The sequence below is a fragment of the Agromyces sp. Marseille-P2726 genome, assembly GCF_902809835.1.
Classification (GTDB): domain Bacteria; phylum Actinomycetota; class Actinomycetes; order Actinomycetales; family Microbacteriaceae; genus Agromyces.
Genome location: NZ_CADDWM010000013.1, coordinates 118,202 through 133,200, shown reverse-complemented (window position 1 = coordinate 133,200; position 14,999 = coordinate 118,202). Strand labels below are relative to the sequence as shown.

The 14,999-nt window shown below is 69.4% G+C and carries 12 protein-coding genes; 3 read left to right on the top strand and 9 right to left on the bottom strand.

All coding sequences use genetic code 11. The features are described 5' to 3' along the window. Complete coding sequence (gene soxR, locus HUS56_RS08665; protein WP_173923007.1) at nt 1–549, top strand: redox-sensitive transcriptional activator SoxR; 549 nt, start codon at nt 1–3, stop codon at nt 547–549. Here soxR and HUS56_RS08660 read toward each other — a convergent pair. The 4 genes from HUS56_RS08660 to HUS56_RS08645 all read right to left on the bottom strand — a co-directional run bounded on the left by HUS56_RS08660 (nt 546) and on the right by HUS56_RS08645 (nt 5,823). Continuing rightward, nucleotides 546–1,487 carry a cyclase family protein gene (locus HUS56_RS08660; protein WP_173923006.1) on the bottom strand — a complete coding sequence of 314 codons (942 nt, stop codon included), beginning with the start codon at nt 1,485–1,487 and terminating at the stop codon, nt 546–548. The two genes, soxR and HUS56_RS08660, sit on opposite strands and share 4 nt — an antisense overlap. Further along, nucleotides 1,484–2,911 (bottom strand): APC family permease, encoded by a 1,428-nt coding sequence (locus HUS56_RS08655; RefSeq protein WP_254431366.1) that lies wholly within the window; start codon nt 2,909–2,911, stop codon nt 1,484–1,486. Before HUS56_RS08655 ends, HUS56_RS08660 begins: the two co-directional genes overlap by 4 nt. A gap of 320 nt (nt 2,912–3,231) precedes the next feature. Next, nucleotides 3,232–4,416 (bottom strand): cystathionine gamma-synthase, encoded by a 1,185-nt coding sequence (locus HUS56_RS08650; protein ID WP_173923005.1) that lies wholly within the window; start codon nt 4,414–4,416, stop codon nt 3,232–3,234. A 39-nt stretch (nt 4,417–4,455) separates the two neighbouring features. Then, nucleotides 4,456–5,823: a cystathionine beta-synthase gene (locus HUS56_RS08645; RefSeq protein ID WP_173923004.1), complete on the bottom strand. Its 1,368-nt coding sequence runs from the start codon at nt 5,821–5,823 to the stop codon at nt 4,456–4,458. A gap of 296 nt (nt 5,824–6,119) precedes the next feature. Here HUS56_RS08645 and HUS56_RS08640 point away from each other — a divergent pair, with 296 nt between their 5' ends. Beyond that, nucleotides 6,120–6,812: a DUF3105 domain-containing protein gene (locus HUS56_RS08640; protein ID WP_173923003.1), complete on the top strand. Its 693-nt coding sequence runs from the start codon at nt 6,120–6,122 to the stop codon at nt 6,810–6,812. Then, complete coding sequence (locus tag HUS56_RS08635) at nt 6,809–7,486, top strand: DUF305 domain-containing protein (protein WP_254431365.1); 678 nt, start codon at nt 6,809–6,811, stop codon at nt 7,484–7,486. Before HUS56_RS08640 ends, HUS56_RS08635 begins: the two co-directional genes overlap by 4 nt. 256 nt (nt 7,487–7,742) lie before the next feature. On the opposite strand, the gene HUS56_RS08630 is transcribed toward HUS56_RS08635, so the two are convergent. The 5 genes from HUS56_RS08630 to HUS56_RS08610 form a co-directional block, all read right to left on the bottom strand. Next, nucleotides 7,743–9,662 (bottom strand): ABC transporter ATP-binding protein, encoded by a 1,920-nt coding sequence (locus HUS56_RS08630; RefSeq protein WP_371808301.1) that lies wholly within the window; start codon nt 9,660–9,662, stop codon nt 7,743–7,745. A gap of 58 nt (nt 9,663–9,720) precedes the next feature. Continuing rightward, nucleotides 9,721–11,394, bottom strand: coding sequence for an alkaline phosphatase D family protein (locus HUS56_RS08625; RefSeq protein WP_173923002.1), 1,674 nt, complete (start codon nt 11,392–11,394; stop codon nt 9,721–9,723). A 110-nt stretch (nt 11,395–11,504) separates the two neighbouring features. Continuing rightward, the gene (locus tag HUS56_RS08620) at nt 11,505–12,500 is read right to left on the bottom strand and encodes a carbohydrate ABC transporter permease (protein WP_173923001.1); all 996 of its coding nucleotides are present in this window, start codon (nt 12,498–12,500) and stop codon (nt 11,505–11,507) included. After that, nucleotides 12,497–13,465 (bottom strand): carbohydrate ABC transporter permease, encoded by a 969-nt coding sequence (locus HUS56_RS08615; protein ID WP_173923000.1) that lies wholly within the window; start codon nt 13,463–13,465, stop codon nt 12,497–12,499. The genes HUS56_RS08620 and HUS56_RS08615 overlap by 4 nt, the downstream gene beginning before the upstream one ends. A gap of 111 nt (nt 13,466–13,576) precedes the next feature. Next, entirely contained in the window at nt 13,577–14,935 is a 1,359-nt protein-coding gene (locus tag HUS56_RS08610) for an ABC transporter substrate-binding protein (RefSeq protein WP_173922999.1), read from the bottom strand. Nucleotides 14,936–14,999 lie beyond the last annotated feature (64 nt).

Below are 14,999 nucleotides of genomic sequence, written 5' to 3'. Positions count from 1 at the left end.
ATGCCTCAGCTCGAAGCCGTCGGACACACGATGCTCACCGTCGGCGACCTCGCCGCACGCAGCGGGGTGTCGGTGTCGGCGCTGCACTTCTACGAACGCAAGGGACTCATCACGGCCGAGCGCGACGACCGCAACCAGCGGCGCTATCGCCGCGACGCCCTGCGCCGGGTCACGTTCATCCGCGTGGCGCAGCGCGTCGGCATCCCGCTCGCCGAGGTGCATGAGGCGCTCGCCTCGTTGCCCTCGGGGCGCACGCCGACCAAGGCCGACTGGGCGCGACTCTCGCGCCGCTGGCGTGCTGCCCTCGACGCTCGCATCGCCGACCTCGAGCACCTGCGCAACGACCTCGACGGGTGCATCGGGTGCGGATGCCTCAGCCTCAGGACCTGCCGCTTGAACAACCCCGACGACGTGCTGGGCGCCACCGGCACCGGCGCACGTCGTTGGGACGGCGAGTCGATCGGCGGCAACACGACCGACGACAACACGACCGCCGACAGCACGACCGACGACAGCACGACCGCCGGCCGCAGTACGACTCACAGCTAGGCGACCGGGAGCTCCGCGAACGCGCGCACCGGAAACGTGCCGAACCCCTCGACCTTCGGAGGCACGGCCGTGAACCGGGCGCCGCGCGCTTGTACCCGGTCGAGCGCGGTGAGGTGCTCGACGACGTGGATGCCCGCGGCCAGCAGCAACGAGTGGGCCGGCCGCGTGCCGCTGCCCGATTCGGTGTCGTCGATGTTGAGCGAATCGATGCCGACGATGGCGACGCCCACGTCGACGAGGTGCTGGGCCCCGTCTTCGGTGAGGAACGGCGCACCGTGCGCGTACTCGGGTGTGCCGAAGTGCCGGCTCCACCCGGTGTGCAGCAGCACCGCCGTGCCGGCGAGTTCACGGTCGAGGAATGCCGCTGCGGGGATGCCGCGGCCCGCGGCATCCGTGAATCGGAACACCTCGGCGGGCACGCCGACCAGGGTCGCGAGGTCGAGGCTCGCGAGGTCGCCGCCGTCGGCGTAGCGGGGGTACGGGCTGTCGAGGTACGTGCCGGTGTTGCCGGCCATCGTGATGACGTCGATCGCGAATTCGGTGCCGGGCGCGTAGTGCTCGCGCGACGCCTCGCGCGTGAGGTGCGGCACGATCGTCGGCGCCGGGATGCCCGGATACGTCACGAGCCCGGCGCGAACCGGGTGGCTGAGATCGACGACCTCGCCCCTGGTCGCCGACGAGGCACCGGATGCCGCGGCGGCACCGGCCGAGGCGTCGGGCACTCCGCGCGAGCCCTTGTGCGCCTCCTCGACGATCTCGAGGTTCGCGAGCTCGATGCGACCCACCATCGCGAGGCCGAGATGCCGCACGAACAACTCGCCGACCTGTGCTTCGGTGAGGCCGGCCGACGGCAGGTCGAGTCGGAATGCCTCGGCCCGCAGGCCGCCCCCGTTGACGAACTCGATCTCGGCGTCGAAGTGGGCGCGGTACTCGGTCACTCGGTCTCCTTCTGCAGGGAGTCGGCGTGGGGGTCGGCTCGCAGGTCTGACGTCATGCCCGCGGCGACGAACTCGGATGGAGCGGTGGCCTCGTCGGCCGTTGGCCTCGCGACCTCGTCGTCGGGCGGCGGGGCATCCATTGGGTGGCGGCGGGCTCGGAGCCGGCGTACCAGCGTCACGGCCAGCGCCGCGGCGGCGAGCACGAGAGGGACCACGAGGTTCGCCCAGGCGAGCACGAGCAGCCCGGCCGTCATGACGGTGGCGACGACGGCGAGCCACCACCCGAACGACCAGCGCTGGAGCAGCAGGGTGGCCGCGAGCATGCCGGCCGCGTAGATCGCGACCATGTTGCTCGTGTGGATGAGGATGAAGGCGGTGAGGTCGAGCTCGTTCAGCAGCATGAGCCCGAAGTAGACGACGATGAGCACGCCGGTCAGGGCGAGCGCGCGGCGCGGGATCTCGCCGTCGGCCGCGCCCTTGGCGAAGAACTTCGGCAGATCGCCGTCGCGGCCGAGCGCGGCGCCGAGCTTGCCGAACGCGGGCAGGTAGGCGTTGACTACGCCGACCGTGACGATCGCCGCGACGATCGCGACGAGCACCGACCCGATGCCGGGCGCCGTGGTCTCGACGAGGTCGAGCAGCGGCACCTGGCTCGCGCCCGCCCGGTCGCCGAGCACGGCGACGGTCACGAACTGCAGGGCGAGGTAGCCGGTGCCGACGATGACCACGGCGATGGCGGTCGCGATCGGGATGATGCGGCGCGGGTTCTTGAACTCACCGGCGATGTGCGTGCCGACCTCCCACCCGGCGAAGGCCCACACGAAGAGGCTGATCGCGACGCCCACCCCGGCCCAGCCGTGGGGCAGGAACGGCTCGAAGTTGGAGGCCTCGGCGGCCGGGAACGTGGCCGCGACCACACCCACCACGACGGCGAGCAGCAGACCGGTGAGCACGAACTGCACCCACCCGGCCACGCGCACGCCGAACCAGTTGGCGATGAACGGCGGGATGAAGACGGCGAAGCCGATGATCGGCACGGCGGCCCGATCGACGCCCAGCACGGCGACGACGTATTCGCCGCCGAGGACCGCGACCACGGGCGCGCCGACGCACACCCCGAAGAAGAACCAGTATCCGGCCATGCGCGCGGCCGTGCCGCCGAGTGCGCGTCGCACGTAGCTCGCGACACCGCCCGGGTCGGGGAACCGTGCTGCGAGCGCGGCGAACGTGCCCGCCAGCGGGATCGAGAGCACGAGCACCGCGGCGACCGCGACGACCGACGCCGGCCCGGCGGCAGCGGCCGCGACCCCCGGCAGCACGAGGATGCCGGTGCCCAGCACGCTCGCCACGTAGAGCGCCGTGCCCTGGCCCAGCCCGAGGGTTCCGCCGTGTGCGTGGGTGCGGGCGGGCTCGTTCGAAGTCACCCGCTCATTCTGCGGCATCCCACCGACACCCGCGATGGCAGGGATGACACCCATCGGCGACTTCCTGCCACTGGTGTGGTCGGGTGGTCGAGTAGCGACCCGGTGGTCGAGTAGCGAGCCGCGAAGCGGCACGCGTATCGAGACCCCCGATCCGTCACCCCGGTGGTCGAGTAGCGAGCCGCGAAGCGGCACGCGTATCGAGACCCACGATCCGTCACCTCGGTGGTCGAGTAGCGCGCCCCGAAGCGGCACGCGTATCGAGACCCGCGATGCGTCTCGATACGCGTCGCCCTGCGGGCGGCGCTACTCGACGACCGGCGCTACTCGACGACCGGCGGTGGTTGCAGGCGGGCCAGCGCCTCGTCGATGTCGGCCAGCAGGTCGTCGACGTCCTCGATGCCGACCGACAGCCGCACGATCGACTCGGGCACCTCAGCCTCCGTGCCGCGAACCGACGCGTGCGTCATCTCCGACGGGTAGTTCACGAGCGACTCGACGCCGCCGAGCGACTCGGCGAGCTGGAACAACCGGGTCGACTCCGCGAACCGGCGCGCCGCCTCACCGCCGCCCGCGAGGTCGATCGAGACCATGCCGCCGAAGCCCGACATCTGCCGCGCCGCAAGCTGGTGCCCTGGGTGCGACTCGAGGCCCGGGTAGAGCACGCGCGAGATGCCCGGATGCTCCTCGAGCCGCCGCGCGATGGCCAGGGCGTTCTGGCTGTGCCGCTGCATCCGGATCCCCAGCGTCTTGATTCCCCGGGAAGTCAGGAACGCGTCGAACGGGCTCGACACCGCACCCGCGGCGAACTGCGTGAAGCCGACCCGCTCGGCGAGCTCCTCCTGCCCGGCCGCGAACACGAGCGCGCCCCCCACCACGTCGGAGTGCCCGCCGAGGTACTTCGTGGTCGAGTGCACGACCACCGCCGCGCCGAGCGCGATCGGCTGCTGCAGGGCCGGCGACGCGAAGGTGTTGTCGACCACCACGAGCACGCCCGCCTCGTCGCCGAGCTCGGCGAGCGCCGCGACATCCGACACCTTCATCAGCGGGTTCGACGGCGTCTCGACCCAGAGCACCTTGGTGGTGCCCAGCTCGATCGCGTCGCGAACTGCGTCGATGTCGCTCGTGTCGACGGTGGTGTGCCGGATGCCCCAGTCGCCGAAGATCCGGCGGATGAGCCGGTGCGTGCCGCCGTACACGTCGTTGCCGATGACGACGTGGTCGCCGGGCGTCAGCACGGTGCGCAGCAGGGCGTCTTCAGCGGCGAGTCCGGATGCGAAGGACAGGCCGCGGATGCCGCCCTCGAGCGCCGCGAGCTGGGTCTCGAGTGCGGTGCGCGTCGGGTTGCCGCCGCGCGAGTACTCGTACCCGTTGCGCAGGCCGCCGATGCCGTCCTGCACGTACGTGGAGGTGAGGTACACGGGCGGGATCACCGCGCCCGTCGTCGGGTCGAACTCCTGGCCGGCGTGGATGGCGCGGGTGTCGAAGCGTGCGTCGTTCGTGTTCATGGCGCGGGACTTCCTTGATTCTCGAGTCGAGGCGATGGGTCAGGCCGACAGGTAGGTCAGCAGGTCGGAGCGGGTGATCACGCCGAGCGCCTTGCCCCCGTCGGTCACGAGCATGGCCGGTGCGTCGGTGAACGCGCTGCGCGCGGTGGCCACGGGCTCGGTCACGCCGATGAGCGGCCGCGAGTCGCCGACGAATCCCGCGACCTGGTCGCTGAGCTTGACCTGCCCCGAGAAGACGAGCTCGAGCAGCTCCTGTTCGTGCAGCGCGCCGACGACCTCGCCGAGCACGACGGGCGGCTCGGCCGAGAGCACGAGCAGTTGCGAGACGCCGGTCTCGGTCATCTTGTCGATGGCGTCGCGCACCGTGTCGTTCGGGTGCACGAAGACGAGCGGCGGCGTACGGTCGGCCTTCGCGGCGAGCAGCTCGGCGACCGTGTCACCCTTCGGCGCGTTGCCGAAGCCGTACGCCCGGAGCCACTTGTCGTTGAAGATCTTGCCCAGGTAGCCGCGTCCGCCGTCAGGCAGCAGCACCACGAAGACCTCGTCGGGGCCGGCGGATGCCGCGGCCTTCAGCGCCGCGACCACGGCCATGCCGCTCGAGCCGCCGACGAGGATGCCCTCCTCGCGCGCCAGGCGCCGGGTCATCGCGATCGACTCCGCGTCGGAGACGGCGATGATCTCGTGCGGCACCGCCGGGTCGTACGCGGTCGGCCAGAAGTCCTCGCCGACGCCCTCGACGAAGTACGGCCGGCCGGTGCCTCCGGAGTACACCGAGCCCTCGGGGTCAGCGCCGATGATGCGCACCGAGTCGCCCGACACCTCGCGCAGGTAGCGGCCCGTTCCGGTGATCGTGCCGCCCGTGCCGACGCCCGCGACGAAGTGCGTGACCTTGCCGTCGGTGTCGCGCCAGATCTCTGGCCCGGTGGTCTCGTAGTGCGAGCGGGGCCCGTTCTGGTTGGAGTACTGGTCGGGCTTGAACGCGCCCGGGATCTCTCGAGCCAGCCGGTCGGACACGCCGTAGTACGACTCGGGGCTGTCGGGCGCAACCGCCGTCGGCGTCACCACGACCTCGGCTCCGTAGGCGGTGAGCACGTTGCGCTTGTCCTCGCCGACCTTGTCGGGGCACACGAAGATGCACTTGTAGCCCCGCTGCTGCGCGATGAGCGCGAGTCCCACGCCGGTGTTGCCCGACGTCGGCTCCACGATGGTGCCTCCGGGCTTCAGCTTGCCCTCGCGCTCGGCGGCGTCGATGATGCGGGCGGCGATGCGGTCCTTCGATGAGCCGCCCGGGTTGAAGTACTCGAGCTTCACCAGCACCGTGGCATCCGTCACCCCCTCGGTCACACGGTGGAGCTTCACGAGCGGGGTGTCGCCGACGAGGTCGACGATGGATTCTGCGTACTTCATGGTGTCCTTCGGTTCTCGGCTCGTGCGCCGCGGAGGCCATGCGGCAGACGGGCGGCGGACGGTCGGGCGGCTGGGGTCGGGTGACGTCGGCGTCAGCGACAACACAGCGAGAGGACCACGGGTCCACTCTAGTCACGCGGATGCCGCAGCCGCGACGACCTCGGAATGCAGCACCTTCGACGAAGGCACCCGACACCGCGGATGCTGCAGCCCGGCCCGCGGTGTCGCCGCTGAGTGTTCTCCCAGCGCATGCGTACGTATGATTGAAGGGACAACCTTACGAGAGAGGCCTGCGCGTGAACGCGACCCCGCCCGTTCCCCCCAAGGTGAAGCAGCAGCAGAAGCAGCTGTCGATTAAGCAGCAGCGAGCCGCCGACCGCGAGCGCAAGCTCGAGGAGTTCCGCAAGAAGGAGGCGCGGCGCCGGCGGAACCGGCTCATCGGCATCTGGAGCGCCGTGGTCGGTGCGGTGGCCATCGTGGGGCTGATCGTGACGACCATCGTGCTGACGCCGCAGCCCGCGTCGTACACCGCAGGCGGCACGGGGGCCACGATCGAGGGCGTCGAGACCTTCGACAACGGGGCCGGCCACGTCGAGGGCGCAGTCGACTACGCGCAGACCCCGCCGGCCGGTGGCGAGCACAATCCCGCCTGGTTGAACTGCGGCGTGTACGACCAGCCCGTGCCGAACGAGAACGCGGTGCACTCGATGGAGCACGGCGCCGTCTGGGTGACCTACGACCCGAGCCTCTCCGATGCCGACCTCGAGACGCTGCGGTCGAAGCTGCCCTCCACGTACGTCATCCTCTCGCCGTTCGAGGGGCTGCCGTCCGACGTCGTGCTGAGCGGTTGGAACAGCCAGCTGCAGGTCGACAACGTCGACGACCCGCGCATCGCGGAGTTCCTCGAGGAGTACTGGAAGAGCCAGAACGTGCCCGAGCCCGGCGCGCTCTGCACCGGTGCGATCGACGCTCCCGGTAAGGTCGCGTGACCGACGAGTCGACCCGGGCCGGCGGTTCCGACGACGGGCGTCGCGGCGCGAGCCGGGTGGCGGTGCTCGTCGCGGCATCCGTCGCCCTCGTGATCGTGGCGATCGCGGCCTTCTCGATCGGCCGCCTGTCGACCCTCGGCGATCCCACGCCGACGCAGAACAGCGCCGAGGCGGGATTCGCCCGCGACATGCAGGTGCACCACATCCAAGGGGTCGAGCTCGCGATGATCGTGCGCGATGCGACCGACGACCCCGATCTGCGCCTGCTCGCCTACGACATCGCCACGACGCAGGGGCAGCAGGCCGGCCAGATGTACGGGTGGCTCAATGAGTGGGGCCTCTCGCAGGCGGGCAGTGAGCCGTCGATGACCTGGATGACGCGGCCGGTCGCCGGCGGAGGCCACGAGGGCCACGCGACGCACGAGCCCGGCGCGCCGATGCCCGGGTACGCGACCCCCGAGCAGGTGGCGGAGCTGCGCGCGCTCACGGGCCTCGACGCCGAGCGGCTCTTCCTGGAGCTGATGATCACGCACCATGAGGGTGGCGTCGAGATGGCGGAGGCGGTGCTCGACCGCTCCTCGTACGGCGTGGTGGTCGCGCTGGCCCGGTCGATCGTCGACAGCCAGAAGGCCGAGATCGACCTCATGACGCGGATGCTCGACGAGCGCAGCTGACCTGCCGGGTGTCCCGCACGGGTTCTCGATCCGTTCCGTGCGCCGATGCGCCGCGGCTTCACCTGGAGTCGTGAAGCCGCGCAGCTCCTGAAAAGAAGGACACTCCTCACGCCGACGGTGGCCGCATGCTCCGCTGAAGATGTCCTTGTTTTCAGGAGTCGCGCGGTCGTGAAACCGATCTCTTCGCGTGACGCGATGGAGCGCAACGAACCGGGCGTCTTCGCAGCCGACGACGAGCGCCACCCGAGGCAGGGGGTCAGTGCTCGAGCACCGGGCGCTCCTCCTGCTGGCGGTAGAGCGAGGCGTAGACACCGTCGCCGGCGACGAGCTCGGCGTGGGTGCCCTGCTCGACGATGCGGCCCGCCACGATCACGAAGATCACGTCGGCGGCGACCACGGTCGACAGGCGATGCGCGATGGCGATCGTCGTGCGGCCACGCGACGCGTCGTCGAGGGCCTGCTGCACGACTCGCTCCGAGATCGTGTCGAGCGCACTCGTCGCCTCGTCGAGCACGAGCACCGCGGGATCCTTGAGCAGCACCCGCGCGATCGCGATGCGCTGCTTCTCTCCGCCCGACAGCCGGTAGCCGCGCTCGCCCACGACGGTCTCGTATCCCTCGGGGAACGAGGCGATCGTCTCGTGGATGTTCGCGGCACGGGCGGCCGCCTCGAGCTCGGCGTCGGTCGCATCGGGCCTGGCATAGCGCAGGTTCTCGGCGATCGACGCGTGGAACAGGTAGGTCTCCTGGCTCACGATGCCGATGTGCGACATGAGCGACTCCTGGCGGAGATCGCGCACGTCGACGCCGGCGAACCGCACCGCACCGCCCGATGCCTCGTACAGCCGCGGCACGAGGTACGAGACCGTGGTCTTGCCCGCGCCCGACGGCCCGACGAATGCGGCGAACTGCCCGGGCTCGATGGCGAAGGTCACCTCGTCGAGGGTGGGCGTGGAGTCGTCGTCGGCATCGGGGTAGCGGAACGTCACGTGGTCGAACTCGACCCGCCCGAGATCAGGCCCGTCGGGCACATCGCGGGCTCCGGGGGCATCCGTGATCGCCGGCTTCAGGTCGAGGTACTCGAAGATCCGCGCGAAGAGCGCGCTCGAGGTCTGCAGGTCGAGGGCGACGCGCATGAGGCCCATGAGAGGGAAGAGGAGCCGCGCCTGCACGGTGGTGAAGGCGACGATCGTCCCGGCGGTGATGTCGGCGACGCCGCCGGTGATGAGCCAGCCCGCGGCGAGGTAGACGATCGCCGGGATCGAGGACATGAAGATGTTCACCATCGCGAAGAACCACTGGCCGGTCATCTGCTGCCGCACCTGCAGCCGGATCTGGTTGCGGTTCTCGTCCGCGTAGCGGTCGATCTCGCTCCGCTGCCGCGTGAAGCTCTTCGACAGCAGGATGCCCGACACCGAGAGCGTCTCCTGCGTGATTGCGGTCATCTCCGACAGGGACTCCTGGGTCTTGCCGGCGATGCGGGCCCGCACCCGTCCGACGCGACGCTGCGCGATGACCATGAACGGCATCAGGATGAGCGCGATGATCGTGAGCTGCCAGTTGAGCAGGAGCATCGCGATGAACGCCGAGATCACCGTCACCGTGTTGCCGAGCACGCTCGACACGGTGTTGGTGAGCACGGATGCCACGCCGCCGACGTCGTTCTGCAGGCGCGACTGGATCACGCCGGTCTTCGTGCGCGTGAAGAACGACAGCTCCATCGCCTGCAGGTGCGTGAAGAGCCGGACGCGCAGCGCGCCCATGACCTTGTTGCCGATCGTGGCGGTGAGCCAGGTCTGCCAGACCCCGAGCAGGGCCGAGACGATGAACACGGCGATCATCGCACCCACGATCGTCGCGAGCACCGGGAGGTTCGGGCCGGCCTGGTCGCCGCTGGGGTCGACTGGGAACACCCCGTCGTCGAAGGCCCGCTGGGTCAGCAGCGGCGGGATGACGCTGAGCGCCGCCCCCGCCAGCACGAGCACCACCGTGGTGACGAGCGCCGCCTTGTGCGGGGCGAACAGCTCGGTGATCCGGCGCAGCAGGTGCGGGATCTTCGGCGCCTCGGCGTTCTCGGCGCGCTGCGCCTCCTCGTCGGCGGAGCTGATGCGCGAGCGCACCCTGCCCCCCCCGGCCGCTCCGCCCGGCCCGGCCGGCCCGCCACCGCGCATACTCATGCGCCAAGCCTAGGTCGCGCCACCCGCGCCGCCGCCCGATGTCGCCGCAGGCGAACGATCAGGCCGACAACGGCACGTCCCGCTTCGCGGGGACGGTGACGGATGCCACGGCCTCGAGTCGCGGGTGCAGCTCGTCGCCGTCGTCGATCACCCCGGTGCTCCACGTCATCGTCAGCCCATCAACACCGTCCTCGAGGAGCGCGAGGTTGTTGTCGAACCACGGGCCCTTCACGGTCCGCCAGGTGAACGGCGGATCGGGGACCTTGACCGAACGCGCGGCGGCCGCACCGATGGGAGTGGCCAGGCCGTACGACATGACCACCGCGAACCAGCGCAGGAACCTCGGCAGCGGGTTGCGCACCGGCGAGCAGACCGCCTGCACGATGCGACCTCCGCCCTCGCGGTCGACCTCGGCGAGGTACGAGTAGTGCACGTCGCCGGAGAGGAACGTGACGGTCTGCGGGGGCGCGCCCCGCTCCCCGTCGGCCACCTCGGTCGCGATGCGCGCGACCGCCTGGAAGCTGTTCTGGAACGCCGCCCAGTGCTCGAGATCGACGGCCTGCCGGAGCTTCTCCCCGACCCAGGCGGCCGCCCGCCCCCAGGCGCCCTCGGAGATGGCCTCGTCCCACGCCTCGACATGATGCAGACCCGTCGGCAGCAGGAACGGCAGCGAGCTCGCCACGAGCACGTGACGGAACCCGCCGCGCATCTGCTCGTCGAACCAGGCGAACTCCGCGGCATCCAGGAGCCCCCGCTTCGACGGGTCGAGTTCCCTCGAGACCCGCGAATCGACCACGATCAGGCGCACGTCGTCGAAGTCGCGGCAGAAGCTGAATCGGTAGGTCTCGGGGTCCTTGTCGCACCGGTCGGCGAACTCATCGAGCGCCTCGGTGAGGTCGAGCTCACCGGGGCCCTCGTGCGTGCTGATCCGCCGCCACAGCTCGTCGTCGGCACGCTCGCTCGGCGAGAGGTTCCCGAGGTGCTGGTACACCCAGTACGACGCGAGCCCGGCGACGATCCTGCCCTGCCACCACGAGGTCGCCTCCATCTTCCGCTTCCACGACAGCGATGCGTTCCAGTCGTCGCGGATGTCGTGGTCGTCGAAGATCATCGCGGTGGGCACGCACGACAGCAGCCAGCGGTTCGCTGGATCCGTCCAGGCGAGCTGGTAGAGATGGGCGTACTCCTCGTAGTCCTTCAGCTCCTTGCCCGGCTCCTCCCGGATGTCGCGCCGCGCACGAATGAACTCCTGCATCTCCTTCGACGTGGAATCGGCGTACACCTGGTCGCCGACGAACAGGAGCAGGTCGGGTCGGATGCCGCGCCCTCCCGCCACGGCGAGCGCGAACGCCCGCAGCGAGTCCACGCCGTGCCCGCGGTTCCCGGCGCGATCGTGCGACACGCTTGTGCGGCACGACCCGAACGCGAGCCGAAGGGGACGCCCGGGGGCCAGCGTGGCGATGACCGGCGCCGGGTACTCCGAGTCGGGTTCGGGCCAGGCGAGCGTGCCGTCGACGCGCACCTCGTATGGCCGCTCGGTACCCGGTTCGAGGCCGTCGACCTCGACGAGCGCGTAGTGGTGTCCGTGCACCGCGAACGTCGCGGCATCCCACGACCGCCCCTCGGCGTGGACGCTCACGCGGCACGCCGCACGCGTCTCCACCCAGATGGCGGCAGAGGTCTCGTCGACGTACCGCAGCATCGGTCCGAGCAGCAGCGGCGATGCGGCCATGCACCAGTTCTACCGCGCCGCCGTGGGCGTGACCAAGGGTTGCGCGAACGGATGCCGCAGCCTCGTGGCGCGGCATCCGTTCACCTCGGCTGCGCGGAACGTCGAGCGGTCTATCCCTTCGTGGCGCCGGCCAGGAGCCCGCGCACGAAGTATCGCTGCAGGGCGAAGAAGACGATCAGCGGGATGATGATCGACACGAACGCGGCGGCTGTCAGCAACTGCCAGTCCTGGCCTCTCGTGCCCACCAACTCCGCCAATCGTTGCGTGATCGGTGCGACGTCTTGGGTGCCTCCGGAGAAGATGAGCGCGACGAGCAGGTCGTTCCACACCCAGATGAACTGGAAGATCGCGAACGATGCGAGCGCCGGGGTCGCCAGCGGCAGCACGATGCGGAAGAAGATCTGCCCGTGCGTGGCTCCGTCGACCTTCGCCGCTTCGATGACGTCGGCGGGGATGTCGGAGATGAAGTTGTGCAGCAGGAAGATGGCGAGCGGCAGGCCGAACATCGTGTGCGCCAGCCAGAGCGGCAGGTAGTTCTGCTCGGGGATGATCGGCACGATGTCGTGCAACCAGGCCTGCATCGGCCGGAGCCAGGTCGAGAAGATCTGGAGCACCGGAACGAGCGACATCTGCAGGGGGACGATCTGCAGGGCGAACACGAAGATGAACAACCAGTTCACCCACTTGAACTTGATCCACGCGAACGCGTACGCGGCCATCGCCGCGAAGGTCAACGTGATCAGGGTGGCGAGCAGCGTGATCGCGATGGAGTTCACCAGGTATGCGCCGAGCTGAGGTGACGACCTCGAGCTCGAGAAGAGCACGCTGGCGTAGTTCTCGAGCGTGAAGCCGGGATTCTGGAAGATCGTCCACCAGCCTGTCGTGCGGATGAGCTCGGCGGGGCGGAACGACGAGATGAACAGGCCGAACGTCGGGATGGTCCAGACGACGGCGATGACGAGCGCCGCGATCGTCGCGGTTCGCGACGTGAGTCGCTTCTTGACGCGGCCTGCCTTGGTGCCGGGCTCGACTTCGGCGAGCTCGGCAGCCTCGCCTTCGGCGAGGTCCTTGCCGATCGGGAGTTCGGCCGGGGCGACGCTACTCATCGGATCTCCCTCTGCTTCCGAAGCACGTTGACGTTGTAGATGATGATCGGCAGGACCATCACGAACAGGATCAGTGCAAGGGCCGAGCCTCGACCGACCTCGCTGGCTCGGAAGGCCTGGGTGTACATCTCGTTCGCCACCACGCTGGTCTCGAAGTTGCCCGCGGTCATGGTTCTCACGATGTCGAAGACCTTCAGCGTCGCGATCGAGATGGTCGTGAACACCACGACCAGGGCGCCGCGGATGCCAGGGACCGTCACGTTCCTGAAGCGTTGCCACCCGTTCGTTCCGTCGAGCTGCGCAGCCTCGATCTGTTCGGTCGGAATCCCCTTGATGGCGGCGCTGAGGAGCACCATCGCGAAGCCGGTCTGAACCCAGATCATGATGACGATCAGCAGGATCGTGTTGATCGGGTCGGTCTGCAGCCACTGCACCGGCTCGCCGCCGAAAGCGACCACGATGGCGTTCAGCAGGCCGATCTGCTCGCGATCGCCCGAGCGGTACTCGTAGACGAAGCGCCAGATGACACTCGCCCCGACGAACGAGATCGCGATCGGCATGAACACGAGCACCTTGTAGTACTTCTCACCACGCGACCGGTCGATGAACACCGCGTACGCGAGCCCGATCACCGTGGAGACGATCGGCGCGATCGCCACCCACACGATCGTGTTGATGAGCGTGCGGATGGCCGTCGGCTGGGTGAACATCCAGATGAAGTTGTCGAGGCTCCAGGCGCCAGAGCGGTCCTGGAACGCGAGGAGGCTCGTGCGGATGGCCGGATAGACGAGACCGACCACGACGAAGAGCATCGCGGGGAGCAGGAACAGCGCGAGCTGCCAATAGTCGCGGCCCTTCTTCGGCGCCTTGTCGATGAAGAAGATGAGCAGGCCGACGACCGCCGCGAACACGGCGAGGCCCATCACCACCTGCAGGATCTTGCCGAGCAGATCGGCCGTGGTCATCGTTGCCTCCCGGTTCGTCGTTGAAGCTGGGTGCCGAGGGGCGGGGTTCGCAGACCCCGCCCCTCGATCATGCCCCGTAGTGGGGGTGCGCCGCACGCGACGCGCGGTGAGCTAGCTCGCGGGCCAGCTCGCTTCGATGGTGTCGAGCACCTGCTGGGTGCTCTGCCCGCCGACCCACGACACGATGCCCTTCCAGAAGGAGTCGGCGCCCACGGCGCCGGGCATCAGGTCGGAACCGTCGAACCGGAACGTCGTCTCCTCGTCCTGGAGGATCTCGATCGACTGGGTCAGCAGTTCACTCGACGCGACCTGGGGGTCGAGACCCTTGTTCGCGCTGATCACGCCGCCGAGGCTCACGCGCTCGTTCGCCCACGTGTCGCTGGAGAGGTAGGCACGGAACGCCTCGACCTCTTCGGCGTCGCGGAACGCGACCGGGAACTCGCCACCACCGGTCACCGACAGCGGGTCGTCGGCGTTCACCGGCGGGAGCAGGAACGCGAACACGGTTCCGTCGGAGGCCACGGTGTTCTCGTCGCCGCCCTCGGGGTTCCAGAAGGTCTCGTAGAACGAGGCCTGGTGGTGCAGCGAGCACTCGCCGTCGAGGATCGGGAGACCGGCCGTCTGGAACGCCTCGGTCACCAGGGTCGACACGTCGCCGATGCCGCCGTTGACCATCTCGTCGTTCTTCAGGTACTCACCGACGGCGTCGAACGCCTCGGCGACCTGCGGGTCGTTGAACGGAATGCCGTGCGTCACCCACTGGTCGTAGACGTCGGCGCCGTGCAGGCGCAGCATGTAGTCCTCGATCCAGTCGGTGCCGGGCCATCCGGTCGCGTCACCCGACTCGAGGCCGACGCACCAGGGCTTGTGCTCGCCCTCGGCCGCGATGTCCTCGGAAAGGGACTTCAGCTCGTCGAGGGTCTTGGGGATCTCGTAGCCCTTCTCCTCGAACTCGTCGGGCGAGTACCAGACGTAGCCCTTGATGCTCGCCATGAGCGGCGCGGCGTAGAACGTGCCGTCGGCGGTGCCGTACTGCTTCCAGTCTTCGGACCAGAACTCGTCGACGTTGGCCTCGACCTCTTCGGACGCCGGGATGAGCCAGCCGCCCGCCGCGAGCCGCTGGAGCAGGCCGGGCTGCGGCACGATGCCCACGTCGGGAGCGTTGCCGCCCTCGGCGAGCACGGCGATCTGCGCCTCGAACTCGCTCGAGCCCTGGTAGTCGACGGTGATGCCGGTGCACGTCTCGAAGTCGGACCACGACTCGTCGAGGCGGTCGGCCTCGAGGTCGAGGATGGTGCCGGCCACCGTGACGTTGGCACCGTCGAAGGTGCCGTACTCCTCATAGGGGCCGCAGTCGACGTCGCCGGCCTCTTCATTCGCGATGTCGCCAGTACAGGCGGTCAGTGCCAGGCCGGCCGCAGCGGCGATCGCCGCAGGAGCCAGCCAACGGCGATGCCGTGTGAGTCTCATGTCATCTCCTCATCGAGGTTGCGTGTGGTGCAGGAGGGAGCCGGAACCGGTTCCAGCCTCCACG

Bases quoted from the DNA above. Each gene is read 5' to 3' on its own strand.
- HUS56_RS08650 (WP_173923005.1), bottom strand. From the start codon at position 4,416: ATGAACACGAACGACGCACGCTTCGACACCCGCGCCATCCACGCCGGC.
- HUS56_RS08630 (WP_371808301.1), bottom strand. From the start codon at position 9,662: ATGAGTATGCGCGGTGGCGGGCCGGCCGGGCCGGGCGGAGCGGCCGGG.
- soxR (WP_173923007.1), top strand. From the start codon at position 1: ATGCCTCAGCTCGAAGCCGTCGGACACACGATGCTCACCGTCGGCGAC.
- HUS56_RS08615 (WP_173923000.1), bottom strand. From the start codon at position 13,465: ATGACCACGGCCGATCTGCTCGGCAAGATCCTGCAGGTGGTGATGGGC.
- HUS56_RS08620 (WP_173923001.1), bottom strand. From the start codon at position 12,500: ATGAGTAGCGTCGCCCCGGCCGAACTCCCGATCGGCAAGGACCTCGCC.
- HUS56_RS08610 (WP_173922999.1), bottom strand. From the start codon at position 14,935: ATGAGACTCACACGGCATCGCCGTTGGCTGGCTCCTGCGGCGATCGCC.
- HUS56_RS08625 (WP_173923002.1), bottom strand. From the start codon at position 11,394: ATGGCCGCATCGCCGCTGCTGCTCGGACCGATGCTGCGGTACGTCGAC.
- HUS56_RS08645 (WP_173923004.1), bottom strand. From the start codon at position 5,823: ATGAAGTACGCAGAATCCATCGTCGACCTCGTCGGCGACACCCCGCTC.